19 protein-coding genes are annotated in these 16,268 nt (G+C 64.1%); 9 read left to right on the top strand and 10 right to left on the bottom strand.

Going from position 1 to position 16,268, the window contains the following annotated elements; translation table 11 throughout:
• Positions 1–28 precede the first annotated feature (28 nt).
• Genes KKQ75_RS11100 through KKQ75_RS11090 form a run of 3 tightly spaced genes read left to right on the top strand, consistent with a single transcriptional unit; the run spans position 29 to position 2,151 of the window.
• The gene (locus KKQ75_RS11100; RefSeq protein WP_213362234.1) at positions 29–634 is read left to right on the top strand and encodes a LemA family protein; all 606 of its coding nucleotides are present in this window, start codon (positions 29–31) and stop codon (positions 632–634) included.
• Positions 635–661: 27 nt separating this feature from the next.
• Positions 662–1,630: a TPM domain-containing protein gene (locus tag KKQ75_RS11095; RefSeq protein ID WP_213362233.1), complete on the top strand. Its 969-nt coding sequence runs from the start codon at positions 662–664 to the stop codon at positions 1,628–1,630.
• Between the two features lie 2 nt (positions 1,631–1,632).
• The gene (locus tag KKQ75_RS11090) at positions 1,633–2,151 is read left to right on the top strand and encodes a TPM domain-containing protein (protein WP_213362232.1); all 519 of its coding nucleotides are present in this window, start codon (positions 1,633–1,635) and stop codon (positions 2,149–2,151) included.
• 201 nt (positions 2,152–2,352) lie between these two features.
• On the opposite strand, the gene KKQ75_RS11085 is transcribed toward KKQ75_RS11090, so the two are convergent.
• Genes KKQ75_RS11085 through KKQ75_RS11045 form a run of 9 tightly spaced genes read right to left on the bottom strand, consistent with a single transcriptional unit; the run spans position 2,353 to position 9,497 of the window.
• Positions 2,353–2,769, bottom strand: coding sequence for a F0F1 ATP synthase subunit epsilon (locus KKQ75_RS11085; protein ID WP_213362231.1), 417 nt, complete (start codon positions 2,767–2,769; stop codon positions 2,353–2,355).
• A 13-nt stretch (positions 2,770–2,782) separates the two neighbouring features.
• The gene (atpD, locus tag KKQ75_RS11080) at positions 2,783–4,198 is read right to left on the bottom strand and encodes a F0F1 ATP synthase subunit beta (protein WP_213362230.1); all 1,416 of its coding nucleotides are present in this window, start codon (positions 4,196–4,198) and stop codon (positions 2,783–2,785) included.
• A gap of 23 nt (positions 4,199–4,221) precedes the next feature.
• Positions 4,222–5,100 carry a F0F1 ATP synthase subunit gamma gene (gene atpG / locus KKQ75_RS11075; protein WP_213362228.1) on the bottom strand — a complete coding sequence of 293 codons (879 nt, stop codon included), beginning with the start codon at positions 5,098–5,100 and terminating at the stop codon, positions 4,222–4,224.
• A 15-nt stretch (positions 5,101–5,115) separates the two neighbouring features.
• Entirely contained in the window at positions 5,116–6,675 is a 1,560-nt protein-coding gene (atpA, locus tag KKQ75_RS11070; protein WP_091818190.1) for a F0F1 ATP synthase subunit alpha, read from the bottom strand.
• 42 nt (positions 6,676–6,717) lie between these two features.
• The gene (locus KKQ75_RS11065; RefSeq protein ID WP_091818192.1) at positions 6,718–7,248 is read right to left on the bottom strand and encodes a F0F1 ATP synthase subunit delta; all 531 of its coding nucleotides are present in this window, start codon (positions 7,246–7,248) and stop codon (positions 6,718–6,720) included.
• Positions 7,249–7,261: 13 nt separating this feature from the next.
• Positions 7,262–7,732 carry a F0F1 ATP synthase subunit B gene (locus KKQ75_RS11060; protein ID WP_213362226.1) on the bottom strand — a complete coding sequence of 157 codons (471 nt, stop codon included), beginning with the start codon at positions 7,730–7,732 and terminating at the stop codon, positions 7,262–7,264.
• Positions 7,733–7,766: 34 nt separating this feature from the next.
• Complete coding sequence (atpE, locus tag KKQ75_RS11055) at positions 7,767–8,012, bottom strand: F0F1 ATP synthase subunit C (protein WP_091818196.1); 246 nt, start codon at positions 8,010–8,012, stop codon at positions 7,767–7,769.
• Between the two features lie 57 nt (positions 8,013–8,069).
• The gene (gene atpB, locus KKQ75_RS11050) at positions 8,070–8,963 is read right to left on the bottom strand and encodes a F0F1 ATP synthase subunit A (protein ID WP_213362224.1); all 894 of its coding nucleotides are present in this window, start codon (positions 8,961–8,963) and stop codon (positions 8,070–8,072) included.
• Positions 8,964–8,993: 30 nt separating this feature from the next.
• The gene (locus KKQ75_RS11045; protein ID WP_213362222.1) at positions 8,994–9,497 is read right to left on the bottom strand and encodes an ATP synthase subunit I; all 504 of its coding nucleotides are present in this window, start codon (positions 9,495–9,497) and stop codon (positions 8,994–8,996) included.
• 371 nt (positions 9,498–9,868) lie between these two features.
• On the opposite strand from KKQ75_RS11045, the gene KKQ75_RS11040 reads away from it, so the two are divergent.
• From KKQ75_RS11040 to speE, 6 genes are all read left to right on the top strand, one after another.
• The gene (locus KKQ75_RS11040) at positions 9,869–10,159 is read left to right on the top strand and encodes an HP0495 family protein (RefSeq protein ID WP_213362220.1); all 291 of its coding nucleotides are present in this window, start codon (positions 9,869–9,871) and stop codon (positions 10,157–10,159) included.
• Positions 10,160–10,834 (top strand): lipoyl(octanoyl) transferase LipB, encoded by a 675-nt coding sequence (lipB, locus tag KKQ75_RS11035; protein WP_213362218.1) that lies wholly within the window; start codon positions 10,160–10,162, stop codon positions 10,832–10,834.
• A gap of 136 nt (positions 10,835–10,970) precedes the next feature.
• Positions 10,971–11,999 carry a lipoyl synthase gene (gene lipA / locus KKQ75_RS11030; RefSeq protein WP_213362216.1) on the top strand — a complete coding sequence of 343 codons (1,029 nt, stop codon included), beginning with the start codon at positions 10,971–10,973 and terminating at the stop codon, positions 11,997–11,999.
• Positions 12,000–12,884, top strand: a complete 885-nt coding sequence (locus KKQ75_RS11025; RefSeq protein WP_213362215.1) for a DMT family transporter — start codon at positions 12,000–12,002, stop codon at positions 12,882–12,884.
• Positions 12,885–13,095: 211 nt separating this feature from the next.
• Positions 13,096–13,521, top strand: coding sequence for an adenosylmethionine decarboxylase (gene speD, locus KKQ75_RS11020; protein ID WP_250131072.1), 426 nt, complete (start codon positions 13,096–13,098; stop codon positions 13,519–13,521).
• A complete protein-coding gene (gene speE, locus KKQ75_RS11015) occupies positions 13,518–14,480 on the top strand; it encodes a polyamine aminopropyltransferase (protein WP_213362214.1) in 963 nt (320 codons plus the stop codon). Before speD ends, speE begins: the two co-directional genes overlap by 4 nt.
• Before the next feature lie 18 nt (positions 14,481–14,498).
• Here speE and ptsP read toward each other — a convergent pair whose 3' ends face one another.
• On the bottom strand, positions 14,499–16,262 hold the full coding sequence (gene ptsP, locus KKQ75_RS11010; protein WP_213362213.1) for a phosphoenolpyruvate--protein phosphotransferase: 1,764 nt from the start codon (positions 16,260–16,262) through the stop codon (positions 14,499–14,501).
• Positions 16,263–16,268: the final 6 nt, after the last annotated feature.

Genomic DNA, 16,268 nt, shown 5'->3' with positions numbered 1-16,268 from the left:
TCTTGCACCCAACGGGGAGACCTCCACCATGAAACGCTGGTTCCTGATCCTGATTTCCATCATCGGCCTGTTCAGCCTCAGCGGCTGCGGCTACAACCAGTTCCAGACGCTGGACGAACAGGTCAAGTCGTCCTGGAGCGAAGTGCTCAACCAGTACCAGCGTCGTGCCGACCTGGTGCCCAACATCGTCGCCACCGTCAAGGGCGAAGCCAACTTCGAACAGGAAACGCTGACCAAGGTGATCGAGGCCCGCTCCAAGGCCACCTCCATCCAGGCCACGCCCGAACTGGTCAACAACCCCGAGGCCTTCAAGAAATTCCAGGATGCCCAGGGCGAACTGTCCGGCGCCCTGTCGCGCCTGATGGTGGTGGCCGAGCAATACCCGCAACTGCGCGCCAACCAGGCTTTCCGCGACCTGCGCGTCACGCTCGAGGGCACAGAAAACCGCATCACCGTGGCCCGCAACAACTACATCAAGGCGGTGCAGGAGTACAACGTGCTGGCCCGCCAGTTCCCGACCAACCTGACCGCCATGATCTTCGGCTACAAGCCCAAGGCCAACTTCACGGTCGAGAACGAAGCTGCGATCTCTGCACCGCCCAAGGTCGACTTCGGCGGCGAAAAGAAGCAGTAACTCTCCTCACCCAGCCGGCAAGCCCTCATGCTGAGCAACGCGCTGTCCCTGCCGCACACTGTCCGCTGGCGCCTCTGGCTGGCGGGCCTGCTGCTGGGCCTGTGCGCCCTGCTGCCGGCAGCCTGGGCGCAGCAACTGGTCCCGGTTCCCGCGCTTACGGCGCGCGTGATGGATCAGACCGGCACGCTCAGCGCGGCCGACAAGGCGGCCATCGAGGCCAAGCTGGCCGCCTATGAGCAGAAGCAGGGCAGCCAGCTGGTCGTGCTGATGGTGCCCACCACGCAACCCGAAGACATCGCCTCCTTCGGCTACCGCGTCGCCAGCACCTGGAAGATCGGCCGCCGCGATGTCGGCGATGGCATTCTCATCATCGTCGCCAAGGACGACCGGCGCATGCGCATCGAAGTGGCCAAGGCACTCGAGGGCGCCGTGCCCGACATTGCGGCCGGCCGCATCATTGACGACGCCATGAAGCCGCGCTTTCGCGCCAACGACTTCGCCGGCGGCATTTCCGCGGCCATCGACCAGATCACCGCGCGCATCAATGGCGAGGCCTTGCCGGCTCCCGGCAGCGCCCCCTCACAGTCCCAGGGGCAGGACGGCTTCGACTGGATGAGCGCCATCATGATCACTCTGATGATCAGCCTGATCGGCGGCAGCATCCTCAAGTCCATCATGGGCCGTCCGCTCGGCTCCATCGCAACCGGTGCCGTGGCAGGCGGGTTCATGTTCGTGCTTTCCGGCGTGCTGCTGGCTGCCGGTCTGGCCGGGCTCGCCGGGCTGTTCATTGCTCTCGTCACCGGCATGGGCGGCGGAGGCGGCATGCTGCCCCCGGGCGGCGGTGGACGCGGCCGTGGCGGTCCCATCATTCTTCCCGGCCCGCCATCCGACTGGGGCCGGGGTGGCGGCTGGGGTGGCGGTGGCGGCTTTGGTGGAGGCTTCGGCTCCGGTGGTGGCGGTGACTTTGGCGGTGGCGGCGCCTCGGGAGACTGGTAAGCATGCTACTCAGGCGACTCTTCGGCAAACCCTCTGGCGCCTCTCCGACGCCCTCCAGCACGGTCGCAGCCGTGCTGCCTGCGGACGCCCAGCAGCGCCTGTCCCTGCGCGTCTCGGACAGCGAGCGCCTGCACTGCGGCGAGATCCGCCTGTGCATCGAGGCAGCAATGCCGCCAAGCTACACCGAGCGCAATGCTCCGCCCCGCGAACGTGCGCTGTCCCTGTTCGGCAAGCTGCGCGTGTGGGACACCGAACACAACAACGGCGTGCTCATCTACCTGCTGCTGCAGGAGCACGCCATCGAGATCATTGCCGATCGCGGCTTCAACCGCCACGTGCCCCAGGCCGCCTGGGCACGCATCACGGAACGCATGTGCGAGCCCCTGCGCGAGGGCCGCTATGAAGAGGCGCTGGAGATCGCGCTGGAGGACGTGACGGCGTTGCTCGCAGCACATTTCCCGCCCGACCCCCACCGCCCGCGCCTGAACGAATTGCCGGATGCCCCGGTGATCCTGGGCTGAGCGCAACACCTGCTGCCTGCTGCCTGCTGCCTGCTGCCTGCTGCCTGCTGCCTGCTGCCTGCTGCCTGCTGCCTGCTGCCTGCTGCCTGCTGCCTGCTGCCACACAATAGCAACACAAAGAGCCGCGCATGAAAAAACCCTGTTCTTGCGAACAGGGTTTTCGGGTCTTTCAGCATCGCCGGCCAGGCCGGCGACACATGATCAACGCTTCTGGCGATACTTGCGCAGCGCAGCGATCTGGGCTGCCATCACAGCCAGTTCGGACTGGGCCATGGCAACGTCAAAATCGGTCTTGGCGTTGCGCAGGGCTTCTTCCGCGGCTTGCTGTGCTGCCTTGGCCTTGCCCTCGTCCAGATCCTTGCCGCGGATGGCGGTGTCGGACAGCACGGTGACAACGTTGGGCTGCACTTCCAGGATGCCGCCAGCCACGAAGACAAACTCCTCGTCGCCTTTTTCAGTCTGGATGCGCACGGAACCCGGCTTGATGCGGGAGATCAGCGGCGTGTGACCGGGCAGGATGCCCAGCTCGCCGCTCTCGCCCGGCAGTGCCACGAACTTGGCACGACCGGAGAAGATCGACTCTTCCGCGCTGACCACATTGACTTGCAGGGTGCTCATACACTACCCCTTATCAGCCGAGGTTCTTGGCTTTTTCGATGGCTTCGTCGATGGTGCCGACCATGTAGAAGGCCTGCTCCGGCAGGTGATCGCACTCGCCGTTCACAATCATCTTGAAGCCGCGGATGGTTTCCGACAGCGGCACGTACTTGCCCGGCGAACCCGTGAACACTTCGGCCACGTGGAACGGCTGGGACAGGAAACGCTGCATCTTGCGGGCGCGGGCCACGGTGAGCTTGTCTTCCGGAGCCAGTTCGTCCATGCCCAGAATCGCGATGATGTCACGCAGTTCCTTGTAGCGCTGCAGGGTACCCTGCACGGCGCGGGCCACGGAGTAGTGCTCTTCGCCGACCACGTTCGGGTCCAGCTGACGGCTGGTGGAGTCCAGCGGATCCACTGCGGGGTAGATACCCAGGGCGGCAATGTCGCGGCTCAGCACCACAGTGGAGTCCAGGTGGGCGAAGGTCGTGGCAGGAGACGGGTCGGTCAAGTCATCCGCCGGCACGTAAACGGCCTGGATCGACGTGATGGAACCCACCTTGGTGGAGGTAATACGCTCCTGCAGGCGGCCCATTTCCTCGGCCAGCGTCGGCTGGTAGCCCACGGCGGAAGGCATACGGCCCAGCAGAGCGGACACTTCGGTACCGGCCAGCGTGTAACGGTAGATGTTGTCCACGAAGAACAGCACGTCACGGCCTTCGTCACGGAAGGACTCGGCCATGGTCAGGCCGGTCAGGGCCACGCGCAGACGGTTGCCCGGGGGCTCGTTCATCTGGCCGTACACCATCGCAACCTTGGACTCGCCCAGGTTCTCCAGGTTCACCACGCCGGAATCGGCCATCTCGTGGTAGAAGTCGTTCCCTTCACGGGTACGCTCGCCCACGCCGGCAAACACGGACAGACCGCTGTGCGCCTTGGCGATGTTGTTGATCAGCTCCATCATGTTCACGGTCTTGCCCACACCGGCGCCACCGAACAGACCCACCTTGCCGCCCTTGGCGAACGGGCACACCAGGTCGATCACCTTGATGCCGGTTTCCAGCAGTTCCTGGGAGGGGCTCAGCTCGTCGTAAGCGGGAGCCTTGCGGTGGATGGAAGCCGTCAGGGCCTGGTCGACCGGACCGCGCTCGTCGATCGGGTTGCCCAGCACGTCCATGATACGGCCCAGCGTGGCCTTGCCGACCGGCACGGTGATCGGGGCCTTGGTGTTGTACACCATCATGCCGCGACGCAGACCGTCGGAGGAACCCAGCGCAATGGTACGCACGATGCCGTCACCCAGCTGCTGCTGCACTTCCAGGGTCAGCTCGGAGCCTTCCATCTTCAGTGCGTCGTAGATCTTGGGCATCTGGTCACGGGCGAACTCCACGTCCACCACCGCGCCGATACACTGCACGATCTTGCCTTGTACTTGATTTTCTTGAGCCATCTTTTGCTCCAATAATTTAATGGTTACACCGCAGCGGCACCGGCCACAATCTCGGACAGTTCCTTGGTAATCGCAGCCTGGCGCGTCTTGTTGTAGACCAGCTTGAGCTCATCGATCACGTTGCCGGCGTTGTCGGTGGCGGCCTTCATGGCCACCATGCGTGCAGACTGCTCGGACGCCATGTTCTCGGCGACTGCCTGGTAGACCAGGGCCTCCACGTAACGGCGCAGCAGGTCGTCGATCACGCTCTGCGCATCCGGCTCGTAGATGTAGTCCCAGGAGTGGGCCTTGCCGCTGGCACGCGTTTCCGCGACCATTTCTTCGTGCGACAGGGGCAGCAGCTGCTGCACCACCGGCTCCTGCTTCATGGTGTTGATGAACTTGGTGTAGCTCAGGTACACCGCGCTCAGCTCGCCACGTTCGTAGGCATCCAGCAGCACCTTGACCGGACCGATTAGCTTCTCCAGGTGGGGGGTGTCCCCCAACTGGATCGCGTTGGCCACCACGGGGGCGCCGACGCGGTTCAGGAAGCCGAAGCCCTTGTTGCCGATCGCAACGGCACGGGTGGACACACCGGCCGACTGCAGGTCACGGATCTGGTTGGTCACCTGACGCAGGACGTTGGTGTTCAGGCCACCACACAGTCCCTTGTCGGTTGTCACCACGATCAGACCGGCGGTCTTGACATCGTTCTTTTTCATGAACGGATGCACATACTCCGGGTTGGCCATGCCGAGGTTGGCAGCAATGTCACGCACCTTTTCGGCGTACGGACGGGCCGCGTGCATGCGATCCTGCGCCTTGCGCATTTTGGATGCGGCGACCATTTCCATGGCTTTGGTGATCTTCTTGGTGTTTTCCACCGATTTGATCTTGCCGCGAATTTCCTTACCTGCTGCCACGTTGCTCTCCCGTGATCACGCGAAGTTTTTCTTGAAGGCGGCGATGGCGTCGGCCAGTTCGGCTTCAGCCTTGCCTTCCTTGTCGAAAGCCTTGTCGTTTTCCAGCTGGGTCAGCAGCGCAGCGTGCTTGTCCTTGAGATGGGCATGCAGGCCGGACTCGAATGCCAGCACTTTCTTGACGTCGATATCGTCCAGGTAGCCCTTGTTCACTGCGAACAGGGAAGCGGCCATCAGGCTGATGGGCAGCGGGCTGTACTGGGGCTGCTTGAGCAGTTCGGTCACGCGGGCACCGCGGTCCAGCTGCTTGCGGGTGGCTTCGTCCAGATCGGAAGCGAACTGCGCGAACGCAGCCAGTTCACGGTACTGTGCCAGGTCGGTACGGATACCGCCGGACAGGCCCTTGATCAGCTTGGTCTGGGCAGCACCACCCACGCGGGACACGGAGATACCGGCGTTGATGGCGGGACGGATACCGGCGTTGAACAGGCTGGTTTCCAGGAAGATCTGGCCGTCGGTAATGGAGATCACGTTGGTCGGAACGAACGCGGACACGTCACCGGCTTGCGTCTCGATCACGGGCAGTGCGGTCAGGGAACCGGTCTTGCCCTTGACTTCACCCTTGGTGAAGGCTTCGACGTAGTCGGCGTTCACGCGGGCGGCACGCTCCAGCAGGCGGCTGTGGAGGTAGAACACGTCGCCGGGGAAGGCTTCGCGGCCCGGGGGACGGCGCAGCAGCAGGGAAACCTGGCGGTAGGCCACGGCCTGCTTGGACAGGTCGTCATAGATGATCAGGGCGTCCTGGCCACGATCGCGGAAGTATTCGCCCATCGTGCAGCCGGAGTACGCGGAAACGTACTGCATGGCAGCGGATTCGGAGGCGGAAGCAGCCACCACGATGGTGTAGTCCATGGCGCCGGCCTGTTCCAGGGCGCGCACCACGTTCTTGATCGACGACGCCTTCTGGCCGATGGCGACGTAGATACAGGTCATGTTCTGACCCTTCTGGCTGATGATGGTGTCCACTGCCACGGCGGTTTTACCGGTCTGGCGGTCACCAATGATCAGTTCACGCTGGCCGCGGCCGATCGGCACCATGGAGTCGATCGACTTCAGGCCGGTCTGCACCGGCTGGTCCACGGATTTACGTGCGATCACGCCCGGGGCAACCTTCTCGATCACGTCCGTCATCTTGGCGTCGATCGGGCCCTTGCCGTCGATCGGCTGACCCAGCGCGTTCACCACGCGGCCGATCAGTTCCGGACCCACCGGCACTTCCAGAATGCGGCCGGTGCACTTGACCGTGTCGCCTTCGGAGATGTGTTCGTATTCACCCAGAATCACCGCACCGACGGAGTCGCGCTCCAGGTTCAGTGCCAGGCCATAGGTGGCTGCGCCATCCTTGGTGGCCGGGAATTCCAGCATTTCGCCCTGCATCACATCAGACAGGCCATAGATGCGGCAGATACCGTCGGTCACGGAGATGACGGTACCCTGGTTGCGCACATCGGTGGAACCCACCAGACCCTGGATGCGGCTCTTGATTTGTTCAGAAATCTCTGCGGGATTGAGCTGCATGACTCTTTCCTTCTTTCTTTAATAGCCTCAGACCCGGCCCGCTTACGCAGTCAGCGCCTGTTTCATTTGTTCAATACGGGCTTTGACCGAGGTGTCGAGCACTTCGTCACCCACGACCACGCGTACACCGCCGATCAGATCGCTGTCCTGCACCACGCTCACATTGAGCTTGGCCTTGAAGCGTTGTTCCAGACGGGCCGTCAGGTCTGCCAGTTCGGCGCCTTCGATGGGGAAAGCGCTGTAGATGGTGGCATTGGAAGCGCCGCTGGCGGCGTTCTTGAGGGCCTCGTACTGGCGTGCGATCTCGGGCAGCGCCGCAAGGCGCCCGTTCTGCAGCACCGTGCGCAGGAAATTGTTGCCGTCTGCGGGCAGGGCCACGGGCATCAAACCTGCAATCAGCTCGAACAGCTGGTTGCTGCCCAGTTTCGGACTGGCAGCGACCTGTTGCAGTTCGGGATTGCCGACCACAGTAGCCAGGGGTTCCAGCCACTGGGCGGTTTCACCAAGCTTGCCGGTGCTGGCCTCGAACAGCGCCTGCGCATAAGGACGAGCAATGGTTGCAAGTTCAGCCATGTTCTTCCCTTAATTACAGCTCGGCCTTGAGGCGGTTGAGCAGATCGGCATGCACGCTGGCATTGACTTCCTTGCGGAGGATCTGTTCGGCGCCCTTGACAGCCAGGCTGGCGACTTCGTCACGCAGGGAGTCACGCGCACGGGACACCTGCTGCTGGGCTTCGGCCTGGGCGGCAGCAATGATCTTGTTGCCTTCCTCGACGGCCTTGGCCTTGGCTTCTTCGATGATGCCCTGGGCACGGCGCTCGGCATCAGCCAGGCGCACGGCGGCATCATTGCGGGAAGCGGACAACTCCTGCTCGACTTTCTTGTTCATCGAGGCGAGGTCTGCCTTGGCCTTGTCGGCCGCAGCCAAGCCGTCGGCGACTTTCTGCGCCCGCTCGTCCAGCGCTTTCATGATCGGCGGCCACACGTAGCTCATGGTGAACCACACGAGGATACCGAAGACGATCGCCTGGATAACTATTGTTGCATTGATATTCATGTTACCCCCTTTCGGTCATGAAAGGTGAACAGAATTAGACGGTGAAGGGGTTGGCGAATGCGAACAGCAGGGCGATGGCAACGCCGATCAGGAATGCCGCGTCGATCAGACCGGCCAGAATGAACATCTTGGTTTGCAGTTCGTTGATCAGCTCGGGCTGGCGAGCGGAGGACTCCAGGAATTTGCCGCCCATCAGCGCAATACCGATCGATGCGCCGATAGCGCCCAGACCGACGATCAGACCACAAGCCAGTGCGACGAGGCCGAGAATGTTTTCCATGAAAAGCTCCTAAAGGTTGGTGGAAAAGTAAGAAAGGAAAAAACGAGGGAAAAAGGATCAGTGGGCTTCGTGGGCCTGACCGGTGTAGATCAGCGTCAGCATCATGAAGATGAAGGCCTGCAGCGTGATGATCAGGATGTGGAAGATGGCCCACACCGAACCTGCAATGATATGACCGATGGCCAGACCGATGCCGGTAGCGTTCAGTGCCCAGGCACCACCCATCAGCGCGATCAGCATGAACACCAGTTCACCGGCAAACATGTTGCCGAACAGTCGCATGCCGTGGGAAACGGTCTTGGCCACGTATTCGATGATCTGCATCAGGAAGTTGATGGGGTACAGCAGCGGATGGTTGCCGAAGGGGGCAGCGACCAACTCGTGCGCCCAGCCGCCCAGGCCCTTGATCTTGATGTTGTAGAACAGGCAGACCAGCAGCACGCCGATGGACAGGCCCAGCGTGGTGGACAGGTCGGCGGTGGGAACGATACGCATGTAGGCGTGGTGCGGGTCGTGGCCGGCAGCCGCATAGGTCTTGGCCCAGATTTCGGGCACCAGGTCGACCGGCAGCAGGTCGAGCGCGTTCATCAGGAAGATCCAGACGAACACGGTCAGGGCCAGCGGGGAGATCAGCTTGCGGCTCTTGGCGTTGTGGATCACGCCCTTGGCCTGGTTCTCGACCATTTCGGCCATGATTTCGACGGCAGCCTGGAAGCGGCCCGGCACGCCGGAGGTGGCCTTGCGGGCACCCAGCCACAGCAGCCAGCAACCCAGCACGCCCATCAGGACGGACCAGAACACCGAGTCGAGGTTGAACAGGCTGAAATCGACAATCTTGGATTGCTTGACCGCCTCCAGATTGAAGTTGTACTGCATGTGCTGCAGGTGGTGAACGATGTATTCACTTGCCGTAGGCGCGTGGTTTACCGCTTGATCAACGTTTCCAGACATAGTGTTCAATCCGTCTAATACCAAATCCTGTCAGTGCGCCCGCGCCTGGCCGCGTATCCACGCCCACCAGTACGCCTTCAGCGTCACCACGAAGCCCGCCAGCAGGGCTGGCCAGCTCATCCATTCGCGCAGCAGTTGCGGCGCCAGCACGAGCATCAGGATGCTGAAGAGGACCTTGAAGCCTTCCCACATCAGTATCGTGGCAAAGCTCAATCCTGCACCACCAACCTTTCGCTGCGCTTGCATTTGCCGGCCCCAGCCCCGCAGCACGCCACCAGTGGCCAGTGCGGAAGGCAGGAGCACGGCAAGCACGCCGTACGCCGCTGACGGTACCACGCCCCACTGCCACCCGGCCCGCAATTGCAGCAACCAGACAACAAGCACCAGCACGACACCGACCGCTACCTGCACCCGCCACAAGCGCCACAGCGAGGGGGTGGGGTTGGCTTCCCGCCAGGCCCGGGCCTGCTCTGCAGTCCAGGGAATGATCTCTTCCTGTTCGGTTTCGTCGTCGAAGGGCTGGTATTTGTCCACGGGATCCTGCCTATTTACAAAGCGCTACCCCGCATACAGTTGGGCACATACCGTCGACCGGCATTATACGCAGGCCACCCCGGAGGTAAACACCTTGGCATCCATTTTTTGAAAGTGTCGTTGAAGGAACTGCACGCAAGTGTCGGCAAAACCGGGTTTTCGGTGACGAATGGGCGTCTTGCTGCATGAGGAGTACACTGCCGGCACCCGTCATTTCGGCGCTCAAGGGCCTTGCAGGGCTTGTATTTGGCATGATTCGTGCCCATTTGCAGCGGATTGCCCTGTTGCGTGGTCCCTGCGGCCGGCAGGCTGCTGCATGCGGAGCCTGTTGCCTTTTACGCACACGTCAACCATTACCCGACCGACTTGCCATGTCTGAACCGACCTCCGAGAACCCTGCAGACCGCCCTTCCCTGATCGACTACCCCTGCGATTTCCCGATCAAGGTGATGGGCGAGCGCGTGGACGGCTTTGTCCATGCCATCACCCACATCGCCAGGCAGTTCGATCCGGGCTATGACGCCAGCACGGTGGAGCTGCGCGAAAGCTCCAGCGGCAAGTACCTGGGCGTGACCATCACGGTGCGCGCCACCAGCCGCGAGCAGCTCGACGAGCTCTACCGCACGCTGACCAGCCATCCGATGGTGAAGGTGGTGCTGTAAATGCAGCCCGACCTGGTGTGGCGCGGCCGGCTGGACTATGTCACCGCGTTCGAGGAGATGCGCGCGTTCACCGATGCGCGCACGGCAGACACGCCGGACCGGATCTGGCTGTGCGAGCATCCGCCGGTATTCACGCAGGGCCTGGCCGGCAAGGCCGAGCACGTGCTGGCCGCCGGCGACATTCCGGTGGTGCAGACCAACCGCGGCGGGCAGGTAACCTACCATGGCCCGGGGCAGGTGGTGGCGTATCCGCTGATCGACCTGCAGCGTGCCGGCTATTTCGTGAAAGAGCTGGTGTACCGCATCGAGGAGGCGGTACTGCGCACGCTGGCGAGCTATGGCGTGACCGGCCATCGCGTGGCGGGAGCACCGGGCATCTATGTGCGGCTGAGCAATCCGTTCGACCACAGCGCGCTGAGCGGCCCGCGCGTGCCCGGGCAGGAATTTGCCGGGCTGGGCAAGATTGCGGCCCTCGGCATCAAGATCAGTCGGCATTGCAGCTACCACGGCGTGGCGCTGAACGTGGACATGGATCTGGAACCGTTCCACCGGATCAATCCGTGTGGCTATCAGGGCCTGCAGACGGTGGATCTGGCGCACTGCGGCGTCTCCACCTCCTGGGACGAGGCCGCACGGCGCCTGGGCGAGATGCTGGCCGCCCGTCTGGCTCCCTAGCCAGGCGGGGTGTCCGGGTGCCCCGCGGCGGGACGGGCGATACGGCTTATCCCTGCGCGCCGGCGGGCTGGCACGCGCGGCTTGGAGCAGAGCAGCCGCAGCGTTTACACTGCGGCATTCAAGAACAGAGACAACCATGAGCAGCCAGAACCCTTCCGCTCCCGCCGGCAGCAGCCCTGTCGTGCGCGAGGCGCAGAGCACCGACACCTACAACCCCTCCGCCAAGCAGAAAGCCGCAGCCAAGCTGAGCCGCATTCCTGTCAAGGTGGAGCAGCACGAGATCCTGCGCAAGCCGGACTGGATCCGCGTGAAGGCGGGCAGCCCGAGCACGCGCTTCTACGAGATCAAGGACATCCTGCGCCAGAACAAGCTGGTGACGGTGTGCGAGGAGGCGAGCTGTCCGAACATTGGCGAATGCTTCGGCCACGGCACCGCCACCTTCATGATCATGGGTGACAAGTGCACGCGCCGCTGTCCGTTCTGCGATGTGGGCCATGGCCGCCCCGACCCGCTGGACGTGAACGAGCCGGAGAATCTGGCGCGCACGATTGCCGCGCTGCGCCTGAAATACGTGGTGATCACCAGCGTGGACCGCGACGATCTGCGCGATGGAGGTGCGCAGCACTTCGTGGATTGCATCCGCAAGACGCGCGAGTTGTCGCCAACCACGCAGATCGAGGTGCTGGTACCCGACTTCCGCGGCCGCGATGACCGCGCGCTGGAAATCCTCAAGGCCGCGCCGCCCGATGTGATGAACCACAACCTGGAAACGGTGCCACGCCTGTACAAGCAGGCCCGTCCGGGCAGCGATTACCAGTTCTCGCTGAACCTGCTGAAGAAGTTCAAGGCGCTGTTCCCGGATGTGCCGACCAAGAGCGGGCTGATGGTGGGCCTGGGCGAGACCGACGAGGAAATTCTCGCAGTGATGCAGGACATGCGCGACCACGGTATCAACATGCTGACCATCGGCCAGTATCTGGCACCGAGCAACAGCCATCTGCCGGTCAAGCGCTATGTGCATCCCGATACCTTCAGGATGTTCGAGGAGAAGGCCAGGGAGATGGGCTTCAGCCACGCCGCCGTGGGCGCGCTGGTGCGCAGTTCCTACCATGCCGATCAGCAGGCCATGGCCGCTGGCGCTGCCCCCTCCGGCGAGACCGTCTGAGTGCATCGCACCCAGGGACGGCAGGGCGTGCTGTTTGCCCTGGCGGCAATCGTGCTGTGGGCCAGCCTGGCCACGCTGGGGGTGAGCCTGCGCCATGTGCCGCCGTTTCTGCTGACCGGGCTCGGGCTGCTGGTGGGCTCGCTGGTGGCACTGCCGCTGTCGCGCGGACGCTGGGCGGACTGGAAGGTGCCACTGCCGACGCTGCTGCTGGGCTTTGTCGGGCTGCTCGGCTATCACGCGCTGCTGTTTGCAGCGTTCCGGCTGGCGCCGCCGGTGCAGGTGAATCTGCTCAACTATCTGTGGCCGCTCGGCATCGTGGTGCTGGCGCCGCTGCTGCTGCGCGGCATGCGCTTTCGCTGGCAGCATCTGGCGGCGGCGCTGATCGGCTTTGCCGGTGCGGTACTGGCATTGCTGGATGGCGCCCGTGCCGGTGGCAGCTCGTTCACGGCCGCGCTGGATGGCAGTACCCTCACCGGCTATCTGCTGGCGCTGGCGGCCGCGCTGACCTGGGCCTGCTACTCCTTGCTGAGCCAGCGCGTGCCCCCGTTCCGCACGGCGGCGATCGGCGGCTTCTGCCTGCTGGCGGGGATGGGTTCGCTGCTGTTCCACCGGGCCTTCGAAGCACCGGTGACGCTCTCGCCGCGCGACTGGGGGCTGATCGCCCTGCTCGGCATCGGCCCGCTGGGCGGCGCCTTCTTTGTCTGGGATGCGGCCCTCAAGCGCACGGATCCGCGCACCGTGGGCCTGCTGGCCTTTCTCACGCCGCTGCTGTCGACCGGCATGCTGCTGTGGAGCCGGGGGCAGGCGCCGAGCGAATTGCTGGCACTGGCCACCCTGTTGATCGTGGGCGCAGCCGTTGTCGGTGCGCGGCGCCACCCCGGCTAGGGGCATACCCCTACGCTCGACCTGCAAATAAGCCCTTGATTTTGCACAACTTAATTCCCATGTTAGACTGATGGGCTTTCTCGGCTCCCTTGAGCCGGCCATCTTTTGCCGCTGCTGACGCCGCGGCAGACGCCAGTCAGTGTCCCGCGACGCTGCTTCGCGATCGTGTCCCGGCACGGTCTCTGTTGCCACCCTCATCGTGGAGATGCGTATGCACACTTCCTCCCAGACCCTTCTCGGCCAGCCGGCACGCACGGCCGCAGCACATGTGGCGCGCAAGGCGCCGGGTCTGCACCTGATCGGCGACCTGTACGGTTGCCATTGCGACGAGCGCCTGATGCTCGACGCCGCCACCATCGAAAACTTCTGCCTGCAGGCGGTGGAGCAAGCCGGCCTGACCTCCGTGGGCAGCCTGTTCCACAGCTTTGGCGAAGGCGGTGGCGTGACCGGCATGGTGGTCTTGGCCGAGTCGCACCTGTCGCTGCACACTTGGCCGGAAGACGACTACGTCACGCTGGACGTGTACGTGTGCAGCTACTCGCAGGACAACTCCGGCAAGGCCGAAGCGCTGTTCAAGCAACTGATGGACGCCTTCCAGCCGACCGAGCCGCACCTGCACCGGGTCGTGCGCGCATGAGCGCCGCCACCCCGGCCGCCCGCGGCCGCTACGCACTGGAAGCCCTGAGCGGCGATTTCGGCTTCTACGTCGGCACCAGCGCGCTGCTGGCCGAATGCCGCTCGCCCATGCAGCACATCGAGATCGTGGACACGCCGCTGTTCGGCCGCGCCATGCGCATCGACGGCTGTTTCATGACCTCGGAGCGCGACGAGTTCTTCTACCATGAGCCGATGATCCACCTGCCGGCCGTCACCTTCGGTCGGCCGCGTTCGGCGCTGATCATTGGCGGCGGCGACGGCGGCGCCGCCGAAGAGCTGCTCAAGCACCCGGACATGCAGCGCGTGGTGCTGGCCGAGCTCGACGCCGACGTGATCGCCATGGCGCGCACCTGGCTGCCTTCCATCCACCGTGGCGCCTTTGACGATCCGCGGCTGGAACTGCTGATCGGCGATGGCCGCGCCTTTGTCGAACAGTGCGAGGAACGCTTCGACCAGATCGTGCTGGACCTGACGGATCCGTTCGGGCCGGCGGTAGAGCTGTATACGCGCGAGTTCTATGCAGCCTGCCGCAGCAAGCTGACGCCAGGCGGCGTGCTGTCGCTGCATATCCAGTCGCCCATCCACCGTCCGGAAACACTGGCCCGCATCATGGCCTCGCTGCGCAGCGTGTTTGGCGTGGTGCGTCCCTACCTGCAGTATGTGCCGCTGTATGGCACGCTCTGGGCCATGGCCGTCGCGTCGGACAGTGCCGATCCGCTGGCGCTCGATGCCGCTACCGTGGATGCACGCATTGCCGAACTGGGACTGCGCGAGCTGCAGCTGTACAACGGCGCCATGCATCAGGCGCTGCTGGCCCAGCCCAACTTCCTGCGCGAGCTGCTGGCGCAACCGGCCCAGCCGATCGTGGCCGGCGATGCACTCGACGATCCAAGCCTCGATCCCGAGAACTTGCCGGCGCTGCAGATCGTTTCTGCCTGATCCAGCCGGCTCCCGGCCTCAGGGCTTCTGCGCCATGGCAGCGGCCGGATCCTCGCTCTGCAGCACGGACTGTGCCCAGTCGACCAGCTTGCCGGTATCCGAGCGCACGATTTCCTGCTTCACGGCCAGGATCTGCGCCGGATGCATGGAGAAGCTGCGCAGGCCGAGGCCGAGCAGCAGCTTGGTGAAGGCTGTGTCCCCGGCCATTTCCCCGCACACGCTCACCGGCTTGCCCGCCTCGCGCGCCGCCCGGATGGTGTCGGCCAGCAGCTGCAGCACGGCAGGATGCATGGGGTCGTACAGGTGCGCCACCGATTCGTCGGCCCGGTCGATGGCCAGCGTGTACTGGATCAGGTCGTTGGTGCCGATCGAGAGAAAATCGAAATACTTCAGGAACAGGCGCGCCGTGAGCGCGGCTGCCGGCACCTCGATCATCGCGCCCAGATCCACCTGACCGTAGGCCACACCGCGGGCATCGAGCTGGCTGCGCGCCATATCCAGCATCTGCAGGGTCTGCCGGATCTCGCTGACATGCGCCAGCATGGGGATCAGCACATGGATGCGGCCTTGGGCGGCGGCGCGCAGGATGGCGCGCAACTGCGTGAGGAACATGGCCGGCTCGGCCAGGCTCCAGCGGATGGCGCGCATGCCGAGCGCCGGGTTGAGGTGGGCGGCATCGGGCACGCTGTCATTCAGCGGCTTGTCGGCGCCCACGTCGATGGTGCGGATGGTGAGCGGCAGGCCGCGCATGCCTTCGAGCGCGCGCACATAGGCCTGGTATTGCTCCTCCTCGCCAGGCAGATGCTGCTTGCGGCCCATGAACAGGAATTCGCTGCGGAACAGGCCGACGCCGACGGCGCCCGCCGCCAGCGCGGCTTCGGTATCCTTGGGCAACTCGATGTTCGCCAGCAGCTCGATCTTCTCGCCGTCGAGCGTGACGGCCGGGGTATTGACCAGGCGCAGCAGGCGCGAGCGGTCCAGCGCGTCCTGGCGCTGGCGGAAGCGGTATTCGTCCAGGGTGATGGTGGACGGGTTGACCAGCATCACGCCGGCATCGCCGTCGATGACGATCCAGTCGTCCTGCCGCACCAGCTGGCTGGCAGTGCGTGCCCCCACCACGGCCGGGATGCCCATGCTGCGCGCCACGATGGCGGTGTGCGAAGTCTTGCCGCCCACATCCGTGACGAAGCCCTTGAACACGCTCTGGCGGAACTGCAGCATGTCGGAGGGACTCAGGTCGTGCGCCACCAGCACCAGCGGCACGTCCATGGCGTCCTCGCCCAGCAGATTGGCCTCGCCCCCCTCGTGGCGGCCGTTTTCCTGCACCGCCAGCAACGTCTGCTGGCCCTGGATGCGCTTGATGATGCGCTCGATCACCTGCTCCAGATCGAGCTTGCGCTCGCGCAGGTAGGGATCCTCCATGTCGTCGAACTGGCGTGCCAGCCGCTCGAACTGGGTGGACAGGGCCCAGCCGGCGTTGTAGAGCCGGTCGGCGATCCAGTAGCGCACGCCGCTGAAGATCTCGTCGTCCTGCAGCAGCATCATGTGCACTTCGAGCAGCGCGGCGAGTTCGCCCGGCATTTCCTTGGGCATGGTCGCCAGCAGCAACTGGATTTCCTGCACCACCGAGTCGCGCGCGTCGTGCACCCGGGCGATTTCCGCCTCGACCTGCTCCGGTTCGATGAAGTAATGCCCCACATCGGAGCGGCTGGACGCGATGACCACGGCGCGGCCAATCGCGACGCCCCGGCCGACACCGATGCCGTGGATCGAGATCGTCATCCGCGT

The sequence above is a fragment of the Brachymonas denitrificans genome, assembly GCF_907163135.1.
GTDB classification, from domain to species: domain Bacteria; phylum Pseudomonadota; class Gammaproteobacteria; order Burkholderiales; family Burkholderiaceae_C; genus Brachymonas; species Brachymonas denitrificans_A.
This window is presented reverse-complemented; position numbering and strand designations above follow the sequence as displayed.